Here is a 17552-nt window from a genome sequence, read left to right on the forward strand (position 1 = left end):
GTTCTCCAGTGCTTGGTTCTAGTTCTAGACGTGCAAAAGGCTGGGAGCCGCGCCGAGCAGGCTCTTGGTGTAGTCATTGGTGGGCCGGTCGAAGACCTCGGCGGCCGGGCCCTCTTCGACGATCCGTCCGTAGTACATGACGCAGATGCGGTCGGAGACGTAGCGGACGGTCTGGATGTCATGGGAGATGAAAACCATGCCCAGGTTCAGTTCCCGCTTGAGGTCTGAGAGCAGGTTCAGGACCTGCGCGCGGACTGAAACGTCCAGCGCCGACGTCGGTTCATCGGCCACGATCACGGACGGATCCAGGGCCAGGGCCCGGGCGATCGCGACGCGCTGCCGCTGCCCGCCGGACACCTGGTGCGGGGTAACCTCCGCGGCGGACTGCGGCAGCCCGACCAGGCTGAGCAGCTCCTTTATCCGGGCCGCGCGGGAGGCCTGGGTGCCGATGCCGTGGACCTGCAGCGGATCGGTGAGGATGTCCTGGATGGTCATGCGCGGGTTCAGGGCGGTGGCCGGGTCCTGGAAGACGACGCCGACGGCGCGGCCGAAGGTTTTCTTCGAGGAGGAGGCCCGTGTGCTGACCTTTTGCCCGTGGAAGAGCACCTCACCGGCGGTGGGTTCCTGCAGTCCCACCAGCACGGAGGCCAGCGTGGACTTGCCGCAGCCGGACTCGCCGACGATTCCCACGGTTTCGCCGCGGCGGACGGTGAAGTCCACGCCGTCCACGGCCTTGACGATGTTGGGCCGGAACAGGGAGCCGGTGCGGGCCCGGTGGTGGACCTTGATGCCCTTCAGTTCCAGGACGGGGGTGGTGCCGGTTTCCGTGCTCATGCTTCCTGCCTTGTGCTCGCGCCGGTTTCAACGAGGTCTGCGCCCGTCTCGTGGCTGGCCCAGTAGTGCGTGCTGTCCCCAACCTGGACGAACTCGAGGACCTGGTTGGGATCGGCGTCGGGGCGCAGGGACCGCTCGGCGAACCGGTCTCCGGAGGCGAAGTCCCGGGGAGAGGGGACGGTGCCCTGGATCTGGTGCAGGCGGTCCGCCCCGGCCTCGATGGAGAGCACCGCGCCGAGCAGGCCGCGGGTGTATTCGTGCCGGGGATCCTGCAGCAGGTCCGAAACGTCGCCGGATTCAACCACCTGCCCGGCGTACATCACCGTGACACGGTGCGCCAGGGATGCCACCAGGGCCAGGTCGTGGCTGACGAACACCATGGCGAAGCCGAGCTGTTCGCGCAGCTCGTTCAGCAGGTCCACCACCTGTTTCTGCACGGTCACGTCCAGCGCCGTCGTCGGTTCGTCCGCCACCACGATCTTCGGTGAGCGGGAGAGCGCCATGGCGATCAGCACGCGCTGGCGCTGGCCGCCGGAGAGCTCGTGGGGGTAGCTCTTGAGCGTGCGGTCCGGGTCCAGCTTCACCAGTTCCAGCAGCTCGCGCGGGCTCTTGCGGCCGCCGCGCCGGGTCAGCTGGGCCATCTGGTCCTTGATCAGCATGGACGGGTTCAGCGAGCTGAGCGCGTCCTGGTAGACCATGGCGATCTGCTCCCCGCGCAGCCCCTTGTAGAGCCGGTCGCGTTCCTTCGGATCATTGGTGAGCAGTTCCTTACCGTTGAACCGGATGGACCCGGTCAGCTGCGCGGTACGCGGGAGCAGTCCCATGATGGCCAGGGAGGTGATGGATTTGCCGCAGCCGGATTCACCGACCAGGCCCATGGTTTCGCCCTCACGGACGGTGAAGCTCACCCGGTCCACGATGGCCGTGTCCCCGTAGCGTTCCGGGAAGCGGATGGATAGATCCTTCACTTCCAGGATCACCGGGGCATCGGCAGCGACGGCCGGCAGGCGGTCGGTGCGGGTAGCCTCGACGGCGGCAAGCCGGTCCAGCTCTACGGCCAGGGCCTCGAGCGAGCCGGGTTTGTGGACGTTCGCGCCCACGGAGGGGGCATCGGCGGTCTCCGGTGCACCGCCGTCGTGCTCGGTCAGCGACGTGCCGGCAGCGTCCAGGGCGGACGGCTGTGCGGCGGTGGCCACGGCACCGACGGCGGCGGGGGCCTGCCGGCGCGGCTTGCGGCTGCGCGGGTTGACCATGGCATCCGTGAGCCCTTCGGCCAGGATGTTCAGGGCCAGCACGGTCAGCAGGATGGTGATGCCGCCGAACGTGGTGGGCCACCAGGCGCCGCTGAAGACCACGTTGCGCCCGTCCGCCATGACGTTGCCCCAGGAGGCCGCGGGCTGCTGCACGCCGGCTCCCAGGAAGGAGAGCGATGCCTCAAGGATAATCGCGTCGGCAACCATGACGGTCGCGAAGACCAGCACCGGGGCGGCGCAGTTCCGGGCAATGTGCTTGAGCAGGATGTAGGTGCGGCCGGCGCCGATCACACGTTCGGCGCGGACGTAGTCTTCGCCGTACTGGGCCAGCACGTTCGCGCGGACCACACGGGCCAGCTGCGGGGTGTAGACAATGGCGATCGCGAGGATGAGCACCGGGACGGTGGAACCGAACAGGTTCAGCGAGTGGTCCCGCAGCGCGAACAGCAGCGCAGCGGCCAGCGCGATGCCCGGGAAGGCCATCAGGATGTCCAGGATGCGCATGACCGTCTCACTGACGGCCTTGCGGGAGGTGGCGGCGATGGCGCCCAGGATGGAACCGAGGATCAGGGCCAGGGCGACGGCGCCGAGGCCGATCGAGATGGAGACGCGGGCGCCGTAAAGCATGCGGGAGAACACGTCATAGCTGGACCCGTCCGTGCCGAAGAGGTGTTCGCCGCCGGGCGGGAGCACCGGGGCGCTGGATTCGTTCTCTCCAAACGGTGCGAAGAAGGGGCCGAAAACGGCCACCAGGACAATGAACGCCAGGAAACCCAGCGCGAGTTTGGAGCTGAGGTTCAGCGCAGTGAAGCGGGCTCCGGTATTGCTGAGCCGTTCGGCCAGGGAGTTGCGCATGGTTACACCGTCCGGATTCGGGGGTTGATGGCCAGGTAGAGCAGGTCAACAACGATGTTGACGAGGACAAAGGCGACGGCGATGGTGAGCACCGCGCCCTGCACGAGGTTGGTGTCCGACGTCGTCAGGCCCACCACAATGAGGTCTCCCATGCCGTTGAGGCTGAAGATTTTTTCGATGACGACGGCGCCGCCGAGCAGGTAGCCCACGCGGAGCCCCAGCACGGTGACGGGGGTGACGAGCGCGTTGCGCAGCACGTTTCGGGCTACCACGGTGCGGTAGGGGACGCCGTTGCCGATGGCGGTACGGACGTAGTCACGGTCCAGTTCCTCCACCATGGAGGTGCGCACCACGCGGATCAGGGACGCGGAGACCGGGATGCCCAGGGCCAGGGCCGGCAGGGCCATTGAATAGAGCCAGCCGACGAAGCCGTACTGGTCTGCCCAGGCGAGGCCGCCGGTGGGGAAGATCGAGCCTTCGGGAAGGGCAAACCACTGGATCAGCAGGATGGCCAGCCAGAAGGAGGGGGTGGCGATCGCGGCGATGGAGAAGATGCGGATAACCTGGTCCGGCCAGCGGTCGCGGTACAGGGCCGCGGTGATGCCGAGCGTCAGGGCCAGCACCACGGCGAGCAGGATGCCCAGGAAGGTCAGCTGCAGGGTGACCGGGAACGCGGTGGCAATCTTGGTGGCCACGGATTCCTCAGGCGGGTTGGTCACGCCGAAGTCCAGCCGGAGAACACCGCCGAGATAGCGGAAGAACTGGACCAGCAGGGAGTCATTCAGGCCGCGTTCCTCACGCCAGGCCTCCTTGGCATCTTCGCTGGCGTTCTCGCCCAGGACGGCGGTGGCGCGGTCTGCGGGAATCACGGACAGCACCAGGAAGACCATGACGGTGACGCCCAGGAGCATGATCGGCAGGACAGCAAGCCGGCGCCCTAGCAGGCGGATAAACATTGTCACTCAAGTACTCCAATGCGGGGGAATAAAGCAGGCGGGGCGCCCGGGAGCGCCCCGCCGAGTGCGAGCTGTTTCCAGCAGTTACTTGCGGCCGACGCCGACGAAGGAGACGCCGGTGGTGGGCAGCGGCGCGAAGCCGTCCAGTGCATTGGCATCCCATGCGGTGGGCAGCTTGCGGTGGAACAGCGGGTAGAGCGGGACTTCTTCGGAGACGATGTCCACCACGTCGGCGTGGATGGCCTTGGCCTTGTCCTCGTCCAGCTTTACGGCCTCGTCCAGCTTGGCCTGCACGTCTGCGTACTCCGGTGTGGTGTTCCAGCCGGCGCGGTTTTCCATCCAGGTGGCTCCGCGGTAGAACCAGCTGAGCAGGATGTCACCGTCATTGCCGAAGACCGAGGGATCGCCCGGGGCGCAGAGGACGTCGAAGTTCTTGCCGCCCACCTTTTCCGGAGCATAGACGGCTGCGGACTGCAGGATCTCCAGCGTGGTGGTGACGCCGATTGCGTCCCAGTACTCCTTGATCAGCGGGACCACGCGGGTCACCCAGCCGGTGTCGGTAGAGGTGAGGGTGACGGTGATGTTCTCCATCCCGGCTTCCTTCAGCAGCGACTTGGCCTTCTCGGCGTCGTAGCCGTAAACGGCGGCGGCTTCGCTGTAGGACGGGTGGCCCTTCTGGAAGTAGGAGGTGGCCGCGGTGGCGTTGCCCAGCAGCGCCTTGGTGATTACGGCATCGGTGTCGATTGCGTAGTGCAGGGCCTGGCGGACGCGCTTGTCCGTGAACTTGGCGCAGTTGAACATCAGGAACAGCAGGCCGAAGGACTGGACGGATTCAACCTCAACCTTGGTGGCCAGCTGGTCCACGTCCAGGTAGGGCACGTCCTCGATGGCCTGGGCGCGGGACGGAACCGCGGCAACGCGGGCGGCCGGGTCGGCCAGCAGCAGCCAGGTCATGTCCGCGACCCGTGCCGGGTACTTGCCGTTGTAGTCATCGAACTTCTTGAAGACGATGCGGTCTTCCTTCACGGCAGAGACCAGGCTGTAGGGGCCGGAACCGACGGGCTTCAGGTCGAAGCCGGCGGGATCTGCCGTGACGACGGACTTCGGCACAATCTTGATGACGGAGATGCGAGGGCTGAAGCCGGGGAAGGGGTACTTGAGCTTGAACTCCACGGTTGACTCGTCCTTGGCGGTGACGGAGTCGATGAAGGGGATGAAGCCGGCGAACAGGGACTTGTTCGCCGGATCCAGCACACGCTCGAAGGAGAACACCACGTCTTCGGTGGTGACCGGATTCCCGTTGTGGAACTTCGCGCCGTCGCGGAGCTTCACTTCCCAGGTGGTGTCATCGATCTTCGAGGGCTCCGCCGCAGCCAGCGCGAGGTACGGTTCGCGGGTAGCGGGGTGGAGCTCGGTCAGGCCCTCGAAGATGTGCAGGTTTGCCGCCTGCGGCGTTGCGCCGGTTGAAATCATCGGGTCGAAGCCGGTGGAGAGCTGGTAGGAGATACCTGCCTCGATGGAGCCTGTGCCCTCGGCTGCGGCAGCGCTGCCGGCCGGGGCGGGGCTGCCGCCGGGACTGCAGGCGGAAATCGAGCCTGCGAAAGCGGCAGCGGCACCCATGACGCCAGCCAGCTTGAGGAAATTGCGGCGGCTTGAATCGTTCAGCAGGCCGCTGGTTTCAAGAGAATTGTTCATCTGTTGCCTCGCCATCCATGTCACTTATCGGACGTAGGATGTCCGATGCTTGTTCCGAGAACTGTAAGGTTCCTCACATGGGAACGTCAAGCGAATACCTGACACTCATTCCGAAGGGATGTCCTAAAGATAGGACATCCTATAACCTGTGGTGCTATCGGCTAAGTTGTATCCCATAGCCCGTCCATTCGCCGTCCGAGGAGGACTAATGAGCCTGCCCCATGCTTCACTGCCGCCGGCGCGGTTCAGTGCCCAGAACCGATCCCGGGCCCTGCAGGCTGAAATCATGGAGCTCATCCTCGAGCGTGACCTGAAGGCCGGAGACGCGCTCCCCACGGAGGCCGAGCTGGCCGCAGCCCTGGGGATCGGACGCAACACCCTCCGCGAAGCACTCAAGGTGCTGCAGGCACTGGGTGTTGTGGAGATCCGGCACGGATTTGGAATGTTCGTTGCACCGGCCAACTTTGACGCACTGGCGGACGGCCTGACCTTCCGGGGGCGGCTGTCCCTGCGGCATGAGGGCAAGGAAGCACTCCAGCTCGTGGACGTGCGGCAGGCCCTGGAAGCGGGCCTCATCGGCGAAGCCATGGATCTCTGGACCCCTGAGCACCTGGCGGAAATCGAAGCCACCGTCCGGGAAATGGAAACCGCGGCAGCCGGCGGAAACACGTTCACCGAGGTGGATGAGCGTTTCCACTACCAGCTCTTCGAACCCCTGGGCAACGAACTGCTCTCCAACCTGATGTCTGTCTTCTGGCAGGTCTACCGCAAGATCCACCTGGAGCTGGGCGGAGATCCGCTGGTCAATCTGGAGGAGAATGCCGCAGTGCACCGCGGCATCCTGGAAGCGGTCAAGGCGGGGGACAAGGAACTGGCTTCCGAGCGTCTCCGCCGGCACTTTGACGGCATCCGGGCACAGCTGGCAAAGCTGCGTGAGGCATGAGGGCCGGCACCATGAACCGTTCCGCCGCTCCGCTGGTACGGGAACTGCAGCCCGGGGAAATCGGCCCGGCCGCTGCAGGACTGGTACTGGATGCGCTGGCCGCGCGCCGGGATCCGGTCATTGGCGTAGCCACCGGCTCATCGCCCTCTCCGCTCTACGCCGCGCTGTCCGCCAGCGGCGCAGACTTTAGCCGTGCCGCCTGGTTTGCCCTGGATGAGTACGTGGGCCTGCCCGCCGGCCATCCACAGAGCTACGCCGAGGTACTGCGCCGCGAGATCATCGAACCGCTCGGGCTGGACCCGCAGGCCGTGCATCTTCCGGATCCGCACCGGGAGGACCTCCAGAAGGCCTGTGACGAGTACGAGCGCAGCATTGCGGCAGCCGGGGGAATCGACCTGCAGATCCTGGGCATTGGCCGCAACGGGCACCTCGCGTTCAATGAACCCGGCGGGGCACTGGACTCGCGCACCCGGGTCGAGATCCTTACCGAGGACACCCGCCGTGCCAACCAGCGGTTCTTCGACTCCCTGGACAGTGTGCCGACCCGCTGCCTGACGCAGGGACTGGGCACCATCCTTGACGCGGGGCAGCTGCTGCTTATCGCCCGGGGCCAAGACAAGGCCGAGGCCCTGCGCGCAGCACTGCGGGGACCCGTGAGCCCGGAGTGCCCCGCGTCCGTCCTGCAGCTGCATGGCCGGGTCACTGTCCTGGCCGACCCCGCAGCCGCGTCCCTCCTCTAGCAAAAGGCCATCCCCATGACGGACACGAGTCCTGCCCCGTCCTCCACCGGACGTCCGCGCCTCGTCCTGCGCGGTGCCGCCGTCCTTGAGACGCTGCTGCCGGACGCGGCAGTGGTGGTCGACGGCGGCGTGGTCACCTACGCCGGTCCGTCCAGCGGCCTGACACCCACACCTGATGACGGCGTCGTTGACCTCGCCGCCGGAGAGGTGATGGTTCCGGGCCTGGTGGACCTGCACTGCCACGGAGCCTACGGCGTCGACTTTTCCCGTGCTGATGCCTCCTCGATCCGCGAGGCTGTAGCCGGACTGCACCGTGCCGGGAGCACCACCGTCATGGCGAGCCTGGTCACCGACAAACCGGAAGTCCTGCTGCGGCAGATGTCGGTGCTGGCCGGGCTGGCCGAGGACGGCCACATAGCGGGCATCCACCTGGAAGGTCCGTTCCTCTCCGAAGTCCGCTGCGGGGCCCAGGACCCGCGCTGGCTGCTGGCGCCGGACCTGGAACTCGCGCAGGAGCTCATCGACGCCGGACGCGGCTGGCTGCGCACCATGACCTATGCACCGGAGCTTCCGGGAGCTGCCGCGCTGGTGGAGCTGCTGGCCGGGAACGGGGTGACCCCCTCCCTGGGACATACCGCGTGCACAGCGGAACAGGCGCACGAATCTTTGGGCAGGGCGAGGCAGCTGATGGCGGCAGCCGGGCCATCCGGTGGCCGGCCCACCGTCACCCATCTGTTCAACGGCATGGATCCGATCCACCACCGTGCGCCGGGAGCTGCTTCGGCCTGCCTGCGCGCCGCGGAGGCGGGCCATGCCGCCGTCGAGCTCATTGCCGATAACGCGCACCTGGACGCCTACATGGTGGCAACCATGTTTGATCTGCTCGGAGCCGGAAACATTGCCCTAGTCACCGATTCGATGGCTGCGGCGGGTCTGGCTGACGGCCAGTACCGGCTGGGGCCTGCCGAAGTCCTCGTCCAGGGCGGGATCGCCCGCCTGATGACCACCGGATCGATTGCCGGCGGCACCGCGGCCATGGCGGACCTTGTCCGGAATGCCGTGGGGGCCGGGGTTTCCCTGGCTGATGCCGTGACCTCCGCATCGGCCGTGCCGGCCGGAGTGCTGGGCCGCGGGCAGGAGCTGGGCTCACTGCTTCCCGGAGCCTTCGCTGATCTCCTGGTGCTGGACGAGGCCCTGGTGCCTGTCCGGGTGATGCGCCGGGGCAGCTGGCTTTAGCTGCCGTGCCTTCCCGGGCGGCTAGCTCAGCCGCTCGGTGAGGCGGACGGTGACCGTGTCTCCGATGTCCTTGCCCAGCTTCTTGCGCAGCTTGGCGCTGATGGAAAGCATGTGGCCGCCCTGGCCGGTGGGCATCAGCCCGCCGCGGATCGGTTCCTCATCCACGGTCGCTGCCACCTTCACGGTCTTTCCGGTCCCGAAGAACTCCGCGGATCCCGGCATTTCAACACAGGACCAGACATCACCTTTGACCTTCACCCCAATCGGGGCGGTGAAGGTGTGGTCTAGCGGGCCCGGGACTGTCGCCATGCGTGATCTCCTGTTCAGGGCCGGCGTCGCTGCCGGTCCGTTCACCCTATCCGTTTCGGGAATGGAGAGGAACGGTGTGCCGGGTTAACGCCGGCGGCCCGAAGGGGTGCCTAAAGCACCAGCCTGCCGGGCCGCCGTCGTACGTTTTGCTACTTCTTCGCCGGAACCAGTTCCGGGTGGTGGACGGCTGCGACCTGCGGGTGGGCGCGGAGCCAGCCCTTCAGGACGTTGGCGCCGTAGGAGGCCAGCATCGGGTTCTGCGGATCATCGGAGATGCCGCGGGACTCAGCGGCCAGGGCCGGAGGAAGCTGCACCGGATCGATGACCGAATCCAGGCGCGGGGACCAGAAGAACGGGATGGCGTAGCGGTCCACGCCGGGCGGCGGAGCCTGCACCCGGTGGATGGTTGCGGAGAGGTAGCCCTGGGTGGCAACTTCGAGCATCTCGCCCAGGTTGACCACCAGTGCGCCGGGGATCGGCTCAACCGGGAGCCATTCGTCGGACTCGTGCGGCTTGACCTCCAGGCCGCCCACCTCGTCCTGCAGCAGCAAAGTGACAAAACCGTAGTCGGCGTGGGAGCCAACACCCTGGGTGCCGGCTTCCTTTACGACGCCGCCAACGTAGTGGATGAGCTTGGCCATCCAGGCGGGGGTGCCTTCGAACGGCTCGGCGAAGTGGTCCTCCGGCAGCTCCAGGGACACGGAGATCGCGGCGAGGAGTTCGGCGCCTACCTCGCTCATGAGTGCGGCCCACTCCATGGACGTCTCACGCAGTTCCGGCAGCACGGTGTCCGGGAAAAGGTTGGGTCCCTGCACCAGCCAGTACGGCTGGTCTGCGGGGTAATCCGTCACGGGTTCACGCTCGGGGCCGAAGTCGACCTGCTCGCGGGCGTCGGGACGGCCCTGGGTCAGCTCGGTGCCCAGGCGGGTGTAGCCGCGGAAGTGCGGTGACTTGCGGTTGTCCAGCTCCAGGCGGTCTTCGAGCGGGAGGTCGAAGAAGCGCTTGGTGACATCGAAAAGGTCCTTGACGCGTTCCTCGCCTGCACCGTAGCCGACCAGCTGGAAGAACCCGATCTTGTGGGTGGCTTCCCGCAGTTTGTCGATGAATTCGGTGTTGAAGGTGCCGTCCGCGTTGCGGGCCGTGCTGAGGTCCAGGACAGGGATCGATGTGGGGTTATCGCTCATTCCGGAAACGTAGCACCGGGGGCTGTCAACCCGGAACCAAATGTTACGCAACATAGCGTCATTCGGCTCTGACTAGGTATTTTGCCGTGTTGCTGGTGGGACAGGGCGTAATAAACGCGGTTTTCCCGTTGCCTGCGGGTCCTACAAAACGGCCGAGTCGTCCAAGGCCTCCCCGGCGGCCATCTGCGTCCACCGGCGCAGGAACGCCTCTCCGGCGTCGTCGTGGATGAGTTCTCCGGCGGTGAGCACCGGATACGGTTTGGCCGGCACGCCGTCGGCCGGGCGGACGTCCACATGCGCGACGTCGTAGCCCAGGGCATGGAGCTCATCGGCCATCGCGTAGTCGGTCCGGGAATCACCCACCGTCCGCCAGGTCCGCGGGACGGGAGTCCCGGCGTCCTGGAGAAGTGTCAGTGCGCGCCGGGCGCCGAGGTCCTTGCCGACGCCGAGGGCTTCGATATCAGTGGAGATGATGGTGGGGTCGATCCGGTAGTCGACCGAATCGTCGGAGTCGGGTGCGTGGTGGTCAAGGCGGCACACGCCCATGTCGAACCGGGACATCAGCTCCAGCGCATCGGCGTCGAACTCCTTCTGCTCGGCCAGGTAGTCCGCATTGGCCACGTCCACGTTCTGCTCCACGGAGACCATGGAGCGCTTGGTCTCATCGAAGAACATGTGCCCGGTGTACTTCTCTGCCACCAGGTCCCGGATTGCGGAGGCGTACGACGCCGGCAGTGCCAGTTCCCCGTCCACGCTCACCTCGCCGGCGCCGGACCCGGAAAAGGAAAACCAGACGCCGCCCTTCTCGCAGACCGCATGCAGCGTCACGTCCGCTGGCAGCCCGGCGGCAATCATGGGTTCCATGACCTGGGTGCGGATGAATTCGTCCGAGCGGCCGGTGTTGAACACCACCGGCCAGCCCGCCGCGGCAAGGGCAACCAGGTGGCCGATCACCGCGGCAGAGACGGTCCGGGTCAGCGGGGACGCCACCGGTCCGTCGACGTCGAGCAGCAGGCCAAAACGCGCAGAAGTCATGCTTAAGTATCCCCGGACCAGCGCGGAGACCATATCCGGCCCCGATCGGCGTAATCATGCGGCTGCTGCCGGGGAGTCCTGTTTCCTTGGATGCGGAACTTCTCTAGTCTGGTTGAGTGATCTTCAAAGCTGTTGGCGATGTGCGCCCCTACCCCGACCACGGATACGTAACACCCAAGGACTGGGCAGCGGTACCTCCCCGGCAGGTCCGGCTGGACGAACTGGTGACCACCAAGGCCACCCTGGACCTCGGCGCTCTGCTGGCCGAGGACTCGACCTTCTTTGGAGACCTTTTCCCGCACGTAGTGCAATGGAGGGGCACCATGTACCTGGAAGACGGACTGCACCGAGCGGTCAGGACAGCTTTGCACCAGCGGACCATACTGCACGCCCGCGTGCTGGTCATCGATGACTAACGAGCCCCCTCGAGGGCAGCGCAGGGACGCCGGGAGCGACCCCACCGAGTGGCACGGCCACCGGATTGTGACGGAGCAGGACCTGGGAGCCGTCTTCGATGAAGACGGCGATCCGGCCGCCGAACTCCGGGCCAGGCGCAAGCGCAAATTCCATGGCGTGGTGCTGGGCGCGCTGATTGGGCTGCTGGTCCTTGCGGCTGTGGTTGCCCAGGGCATCAGCGCCGGGTGGATCAACCTTCCCCGGTCGGAGGCCCGTCCGGCAGTGGAAACCGGGTGCCCGGCGGGACCGTACCTGTACCAGTCGCCGGAGACGGTGACGGTAAACGTCTACAACACAACCGCCACCCCCGGCCTGGCAGGCGAAGTGGCGGAGGCCCTCAAGAACCGCGGATTCTCCATCGGAGTGGTGGGCAACAGTACGGTGAACCGTGAAGGAATGACGGCCATCATCCTGTCCGGGCCCGACGGCGAGCCGGGAGCGTTCACGCTGCAGCAGCAGATCCCGGATACCCAGTACATCCAGGACGACCGGGACGATGCGTCCGTGGATGTTGTCATCGGATCCGGCTACAACAACCTGGTTCCGGTGGAGAAGGCCGAGGCCGCCGCACCCGGGCCGATCAGCTGCCCGTGGAAGAGCGGCCAGCCGTCCGAAGGCGCGGAAGCCGGGAGCTAGCCGGCTGAGGTAATCGGTTCGTGGCTGATCCCGAATCTTTGTGACTGCCTGCGTGTCAAAAACCGGGGGCTCTGCATGACCCGCGTCTAGAGTGGGGGTTGAGTGTCCTGCCGAGCCCGGGAGGTCTGTTGCGAAGCGACGACGGACGCAGCGTCCTTTCCCGTGTGGTGGGGATTCTGCGGTCTTTTGGAGAAGGAAACGAAGCCCTCAGCGCGAGTGAAATCAGCCGCCTGGCAGGGCTCCCCATGTCGACGTGCCATCGGATACTCTCTGCACTGGTGGAGCAGCGTTTGCTGGAAAAGAGCCCGGAGGGGCGCTACCACGTTGGGCTCGTCCTGTGGGAAATGGCGTCGTACGCGCCGCGGTCAGTCGGCGTGCAGCGTTTGGCCCTGCCCTTCATGCGTGACCTGTCAACGATCACCCAATACCCCGTCCATCTTGCAGTCCGGGAAGGGTCGGAGAGTGTATTCATCGAAAGGCTCGCGCCGGCAGATTCTCCGTTTGACCGGCCTCGGGTAGGAAGCCGGTACCCGCTCCACGTCACGTCCGTTGGGCTTGTTCTGCTTGCCAACGCGCCGGCTGCCGTCCAGGACGGCTTCCTCAGCGGCTCGCTGCGGACGTATACGCCGTTGACTGAGACGGACCCGGTCAGGCTCAGGAAAAGACTCGCCGGGATCCGCACCCAGGGATTTGCGGTCAGTGACCGGCAGGTCGTCCTGGATGCCATCTCTGTCGCGGCGCCCATCCGTGACTGGACCGGTGCCGTTGTGGCTGCCATCTCTGTGAACACCCCGCTGGGGCGGCTGCATGAGCAGTCCGCGGCGCACGCGGTCCAGACAGCGGCGCTCGGCATCACCCGGTCCTGGCAACAGTCCGTCAGTTCGTCATGAACGAACGCATAGTGACGCAGATCTCATTCAGCGGGAAGTGACTAGGGGCGTCTGCCAGGGGTTGAGAGAGTGTCTCCAACGGTTTTCCACCGAAAGAGGAGACAACGATGTTCCCCACGAATGCACAGACCCAACGTCCGCCCATCAACCGCCGGGGCTTCCTGACAGGCGCGCTGGGCGTGGCCACGCTCGGGGCCTTCAGCAGCACGATCGTCAGCTGCGGCAGCTCAACGGCACCCGCCGCCACCGGCGGACTCAAGGACTTCACATACCTGAGCTACCTCCCCATGGAGACGCTTTCCGTAGCGCCCGAACTGCTTGCGGATGCGGGAGGGTATTTCGCTGAGCAGGGTCTCAAAGTGACATTCCAAACGACCAAAGGGTCTCCCCAGGCCCTTCAGACGTTGATCTCCGGAGTTGCTCCCCTGACGCGCGTCGGAGCAATCGACCTCATGACCGCAGCTGCTGACGGACAGCCGCTGGTCAACGTGGGCAGCATTGTTCGCGGTTCCTCCATCCGAACCCTCTACAGCAAAGACCACCCGTTGGAGAAGCCGGAGGATTTTCTCGGCACCACCATGGGTGTCCCCTCGGAAGGCGGCACCAGTGACAAGTCACTGTCACTGATGCTGCATAAGGCCGGCTTCGATCCCAGTGAGGTCAAGAGGCAGGTGGTTGGCCTCGGCCCGGGAACATTCGAACTGGTCAAGCGCGGAGACATCGTCGGCTACATGGTCAGCATTGACCAGTCGATTGTGGCCAGCCAGCAGTTTGAGGGTGAGGCCGCGGTGTTCGACGCCGGGGACTCCGTCCGCGCAGATGCCCAGGTCTATACGGCCACCAAGGAAGGCCTCGAAGAGCACGGGGACGATATCCGGAAGTACCTGGCAGCCATACACGACGCCACGCAGGCGATCGTGGACGACGAAGAGCTCGACGGCGTGCTGGAAACGATGCGATCCAAGTACTCCTTCGCCTCGCTCGACGACGACACGGTTGCCAAGGAATCGCTCCGCCAGAGCCGCAACCTCTGGACAGCCAAGGGTACCCAGCCGCTCCTGCAAACGGTGGAGGAGTACTGGGTCGAGGGTTACGAAGAGCTTGTCGACGCGGGGATGATCCCAGCCGGCAGCGACCCGAAGCAGTGGATGGACAACAGCTACCTCCCGGCCAGCAAGTAACGCCGGGATTGAGGAATGACCATGCACGTTGACAGCACCCTGGCCTCGCTTCCCGCAGCGGAGGGCGACGGCCGGCCGGTGGAGATCCGCATTGAAGGTCTCCATAAGACATACAAGACCGAACGCGGCTCAGTGGAAGCCCTGTCCAATATCAACCTTGAAATCCGCCGCCGGGAGTTCGTGTCACTGATCGGACGCTCAGGCTGCGGCAAGACCACCCTGCTGCGGATCATGGCGGGACTGGTGGCGCCGACGGCCGGACAGGTTGAGATAGGGGGCAAGAGCCTCTGGCACAACGGAACGGTCGATTCCAGCGTGATCAAGCGGCTCGGCGTCGTTTTCCAGGATGCCAACCTGTTTCCCTGGTACAGCATCGAGGAGAACATTGCCCTTCCGCTGAAACTTCGGGGGGTCAAAAAGCGGGAACGGCTGGAAAGGGCCGGGGAACTGGCTGAACTGGTGGGGCTGGACAAATTCCTGCGCAGTTATCCGCGTGAGCTGTCCGGCGGTATGCGGCAGCGCGCCGCGATCGCCCGCGCCCTCAGCGACAACCCCGAGCTGCTGCTCATGGACGAGCCATTCGGTGCACTCGATGCGCTGACCCGGGAAAAGATGAACCTCGAGATCCAGCGAATCGCCCTGGCCACCCAGGCAACGGTGGTCTTCGTAACGCATGACATCGAAGAGGCCGTGTTCCTCGGCGACCGCGTCGTCCACCTCACTCCTCGGCCAGGCCGGATCAAGGACATCGCTGACGTGCCGCTGGCCCGGCCGCGCGCAGTGGAAGTCCAGACCGGCAAGGAGTTCAACACCGTAGTGGCGGAGCTTCGCGCTTCCCTGAACCAGGAGGACGAACAGTGAACCGCCGCAAACTCATCAAGGTCCTTCCCTGGATCACGACACCCGGACTGCTGGTGGTCCTCTTCGTGGTCTGGGAGCTGTCGGTCAAGGCCTTGGACGTCTCGCCGCTCGTGCTCCCGCCGCCCAGCCAGGTCTTCGAAAACCTCGGCGACCTCCTGGTGCAGGCCAGTACCTGGCAGCACGTCCGGATCACCGTCATCGAGATCGTGATCGGGTTCTCGGTCGGCGTTGCCGCCGGTATTATCGTCGGCGTCCTGCTCGGCAAGCTTCCACTGCTGGAAGCCAGCGTGCGTCCCCTGATCATTGCACTGGAGGTCATTCCCAAGGTTGCGCTGATTCCGCTCTTCGTCATCTGGTTCGGATTCGGCATGACCACCAAAGTCATCATTGCGGCGCTCCTGGCCTTCTTCCCCGTGATGCTCAACGTCCTGCTCGGCGTCCGCTCCGTAGACCGCGGCCACCGTGACGTCATGCAGTCCATCAACGCCAACCGCTGGCAGACCTTCACCCACCTGGAAATCAAAAGCATGATGCCCCACGTGTTCGCGGGAATGGAAACGGCGATTGTCCTGGCAGTGATCGGCACGATTGTTGGCGAGTATCTCGGCGGCAACGAAGGCCTGGGCTACATGGTTGTCAGGACTTTGAACGAACTCAACGCACCTGCACTCTTCGCCGTCATCCTGATGCTTGCTTCCGTCGGCCTGGCCATGTACTTCATCGTCACATCCTTCAAACGCCTGGCGATCCCCTGGCACGAGTCGGTCTACGGGCGGAAGGCGGAGGGCTAATGGAACTGCGCAGTAACTTTCCCGTCGGAAGTCCACGGTGGGCCACCCGGCGCACCCAGTGGAAGGTGCTTGGCCTCACCGATGAGGACCTGACCAAACCCAAGATCGCCGTCGTCAACTCGTCGTCGAAACTAGCCCCCTGCTTCAGCCACCTGGATGACATTGCGGACCGGGTTTGCGAGGCGGTTCGGGAAGCAGGCGGCGTGGCGTTCGAGATCCGGACGGTCGCGCCCACCGACTTCATCATGGCGGCCGGGGGTAAAGGCGGTTACGTGCTCTCCAGCCGGGACCTGCTGGCCAACGACGTCGAAGCGGCCGTTGAGGGCGCCATGCTGGACGGCATGATCTGCCTGGCCTCGTGCGACAAGACCACGCCGGGGCAGCTCATGGCAGCAGGCCGGATCAATGTGCCCACCATCGTTATCCCCTGCGGTTACCAGCCCTGCGGCGTACTCGACAGCGGCGAGCCGGCAGACATCGAGGAAGTCTTTATTCAAGCCGGACACGTGGCCACCGGCGGAATCACCGTCGAGGATTTGTGCTCGATCAGCGACCGCGCGATCAAGGGACCGGGCGTGTGCACTGGCATGGGTACCGCCAACACCATGCACATCGTCGCGGAGGCCCTGGGCATGACCTTGCCCGGTGCTGCGCCGGTTGCGGCCAACAGCCCCAAGATGTGGGACAACGCGGCACGCTCTGCCACAGCGATCCTGGACGCTGTCCGGCATGGGCGCACGCCCCGCTCGATCATGACGGCGGGTGCTTTCCGCAACGCGGCCGCCGCCGTACTCGCCGTCAGCGGTTCCATCAACAGCGTCAAGCACCTCCAGGCGATCGCGGTTGAAACCGGGGTGGACGTGGACATCAATGGTCTCTTCACCGAACTGGCCGAACACGTCCGTCCGCTTGCAGCGGTCCGTCCGAGCGGGCCGGACAGCATCGAGGACTTTGAAGGCGCCGGCGGTGCCCGTGCCGTGCTCACGCAGCTGAAGCCAGTGCTGGACCTGCATGCCACCACCATCACCGGTGAATCGCTGAACCAGGCCCTGGATGGCTTCGAGGTCGCCGACCCGGAGCTGATCAGGCCGCTGGACAACCCGCGCGGAGTGCAGGCGACTATTCAGATCCTGCGCGGATCCCTGGCACCGGAAGGGTCAATCGTCAAGCTCTCGGCTACCGAAAAACGCGAAGACCGGTTCGCCGGACCGGCGCGGGTCTTCGAAGAAGCCGCAGCAGCCATCTCCGCGATCGAGACGGGCGCAGTCCTGCCCGGGGAGGTCCTGGTGCTGCGCGGGGTCGGTCCGGTGGGGACCCCGGGGATGGGCATGGCCTCCAACGTGGTCTTCGCGCTCAATGGCGCGGGACTGACCGGCAAGGTCGCCGTGGTCACAGACGGCCAGCTGTCCGGCCTCGTGAACCAGGGAATCGTCGTCGGGGAGGTCAAACCCGAAGGCGGGGTGGACGGCCCGCTGCGGCTTGTGCGCGACGGCGACCGGGTCGCCATCGATATCCCGGCCAGGACAGTGGACCTCGACGTTCCCGCCGGCGAACTCGACCATCGCCGGACGGAATCCGCGGCTCCCCGCTCCGGCGGGCAGACGAGGGGTTGGCTCGGGCTCTATGCCCGCAACGTCTCGCCGCTGGAACACGGGGCCACCCTAAGCCGCTAGTGCGGCTTCCACAGATGATAAGGA

At 65.6% G+C, this 17552-nt stretch carries 17 protein-coding genes; 10 read left to right on the plus strand and 7 right to left on the minus strand.

Annotation, left to right across the window (positions count from 1 at the left end):
- Positions 1-24: 24 nt before the first annotated feature.
- The 4 genes from ACSLGO_RS06870 to ACSLGO_RS06885 form a co-directional block, all read right to left on the minus strand.
- Positions 25-834 (minus strand): ATP-binding cassette domain-containing protein, encoded by an 810-nt coding sequence (locus tag ACSLGO_RS06870; RefSeq protein WP_387006646.1) that lies wholly within the window; start codon positions 832-834, stop codon positions 25-27.
- Positions 831-2942: a dipeptide/oligopeptide/nickel ABC transporter permease/ATP-binding protein gene (locus ACSLGO_RS06875; protein WP_436400722.1), complete on the minus strand. Its 2112-nt coding sequence runs from the start codon at positions 2940-2942 to the stop codon at positions 831-833. Before ACSLGO_RS06875 ends, ACSLGO_RS06870 begins: the two co-directional genes overlap by 4 nt.
- A gap of 2 nt (positions 2943-2944) precedes the next feature.
- Positions 2945-3898 carry an ABC transporter permease gene (locus tag ACSLGO_RS06880; protein ID WP_377956215.1) on the minus strand — a complete coding sequence of 318 codons (954 nt, stop codon included), beginning with the start codon at positions 3896-3898 and terminating at the stop codon, positions 2945-2947.
- A gap of 84 nt (positions 3899-3982) precedes the next feature.
- The gene (locus tag ACSLGO_RS06885) at positions 3983-5593 is read right to left on the minus strand and encodes an ABC transporter substrate-binding protein (RefSeq protein WP_176697664.1); all 1611 of its coding nucleotides are present in this window, start codon (positions 5591-5593) and stop codon (positions 3983-3985) included.
- A 208-nt stretch (positions 5594-5801) separates the two neighbouring features.
- On the opposite strand from ACSLGO_RS06885, the gene ACSLGO_RS06890 reads away from it, so the two are divergent.
- From ACSLGO_RS06890 to ACSLGO_RS06900, 3 genes are read left to right on the plus strand one after another with little or no spacing between them, the layout of a single operon-like run.
- Positions 5802-6536 carry a FadR/GntR family transcriptional regulator gene (locus ACSLGO_RS06890; protein ID WP_091608407.1) on the plus strand — a complete coding sequence of 245 codons (735 nt, stop codon included), beginning with the start codon at positions 5802-5804 and terminating at the stop codon, positions 6534-6536.
- 11 nt (positions 6537-6547) lie between these two features.
- Positions 6548-7276, plus strand: coding sequence for a glucosamine-6-phosphate deaminase (locus ACSLGO_RS06895; protein ID WP_277664884.1), 729 nt, complete (start codon positions 6548-6550; stop codon positions 7274-7276).
- A gap of 15 nt (positions 7277-7291) precedes the next feature.
- Positions 7292-8512, plus strand: coding sequence for an N-acetylglucosamine-6-phosphate deacetylase (locus ACSLGO_RS06900; RefSeq protein WP_436400724.1), 1221 nt, complete (start codon positions 7292-7294; stop codon positions 8510-8512).
- 21 nt (positions 8513-8533) lie between these two features.
- Here the strand turns inward: ACSLGO_RS06900 and ACSLGO_RS06905 are convergent, their stop codons facing one another.
- From ACSLGO_RS06905 to ACSLGO_RS06915, 3 genes are all read right to left on the minus strand, one after another.
- Positions 8534-8821: a DUF1905 domain-containing protein gene (locus ACSLGO_RS06905; RefSeq protein ID WP_091608401.1), complete on the minus strand. Its 288-nt coding sequence runs from the start codon at positions 8819-8821 to the stop codon at positions 8534-8536.
- A 149-nt stretch (positions 8822-8970) separates the two neighbouring features.
- Positions 8971-10005, minus strand: a complete 1035-nt coding sequence (locus ACSLGO_RS06910) for an isopenicillin N synthase family dioxygenase (RefSeq protein ID WP_419243266.1) — start codon at positions 10003-10005, stop codon at positions 8971-8973.
- Between the two features lie 141 nt (positions 10006-10146).
- Positions 10147-11040, minus strand: a complete 894-nt coding sequence (locus ACSLGO_RS06915; protein ID WP_436400725.1) for a hypothetical protein — start codon at positions 11038-11040, stop codon at positions 10147-10149.
- Positions 11041-11156: 116 nt separating this feature from the next.
- On the opposite strand from ACSLGO_RS06915, the gene ACSLGO_RS06920 reads away from it, so the two are divergent.
- From ACSLGO_RS06920 to ACSLGO_RS06950, 7 genes are all read left to right on the plus strand, one after another.
- On the plus strand, positions 11157-11456 hold the full coding sequence (locus ACSLGO_RS06920; protein WP_066299736.1) for a type II toxin-antitoxin system VapB family antitoxin: 300 nt from the start codon (positions 11157-11159) through the stop codon (positions 11454-11456).
- Positions 11449-12132 carry a LytR C-terminal domain-containing protein gene (locus ACSLGO_RS06925; RefSeq protein ID WP_377956129.1) on the plus strand — a complete coding sequence of 228 codons (684 nt, stop codon included), beginning with the start codon at positions 11449-11451 and terminating at the stop codon, positions 12130-12132. The genes ACSLGO_RS06920 and ACSLGO_RS06925 overlap by 8 nt, the downstream gene beginning before the upstream one ends.
- A 167-nt stretch (positions 12133-12299) precedes the next feature.
- Positions 12300-13022, plus strand: a complete 723-nt coding sequence (locus ACSLGO_RS06930; RefSeq protein ID WP_377956216.1) for an IclR family transcriptional regulator — start codon at positions 12300-12302, stop codon at positions 13020-13022.
- Positions 13023-13129: 107 nt separating this feature from the next.
- Complete coding sequence (locus ACSLGO_RS06935; RefSeq protein ID WP_091608389.1) at positions 13130-14203, plus strand: ABC transporter substrate-binding protein; 1074 nt, start codon at positions 13130-13132, stop codon at positions 14201-14203.
- Positions 14204-14224: 21 nt separating this feature from the next.
- Positions 14225-15064, plus strand: a complete 840-nt coding sequence (locus ACSLGO_RS06940; RefSeq protein WP_325786736.1) for an ABC transporter ATP-binding protein — start codon at positions 14225-14227, stop codon at positions 15062-15064.
- The gene (locus ACSLGO_RS06945; protein ID WP_091608383.1) at positions 15061-15855 is read left to right on the plus strand and encodes an ABC transporter permease; all 795 of its coding nucleotides are present in this window, start codon (positions 15061-15063) and stop codon (positions 15853-15855) included. Before ACSLGO_RS06940 ends, ACSLGO_RS06945 begins: the two co-directional genes overlap by 4 nt.
- Positions 15855-17528: a dihydroxy-acid dehydratase domain-containing protein gene (locus ACSLGO_RS06950; protein WP_436400727.1), complete on the plus strand. Its 1674-nt coding sequence runs from the start codon at positions 15855-15857 to the stop codon at positions 17526-17528. Before ACSLGO_RS06945 ends, ACSLGO_RS06950 begins: the two co-directional genes overlap by 1 nt.
- Positions 17529-17552: the final 24 nt, after the last annotated feature.

Origin of the sequence: Arthrobacter sp. IK3, assembly GCF_051337705.1 — a bacterium.
GTDB classification, from domain to species: domain Bacteria; phylum Actinomycetota; class Actinomycetes; order Actinomycetales; family Micrococcaceae; genus Arthrobacter_B; species Arthrobacter_B koreensis.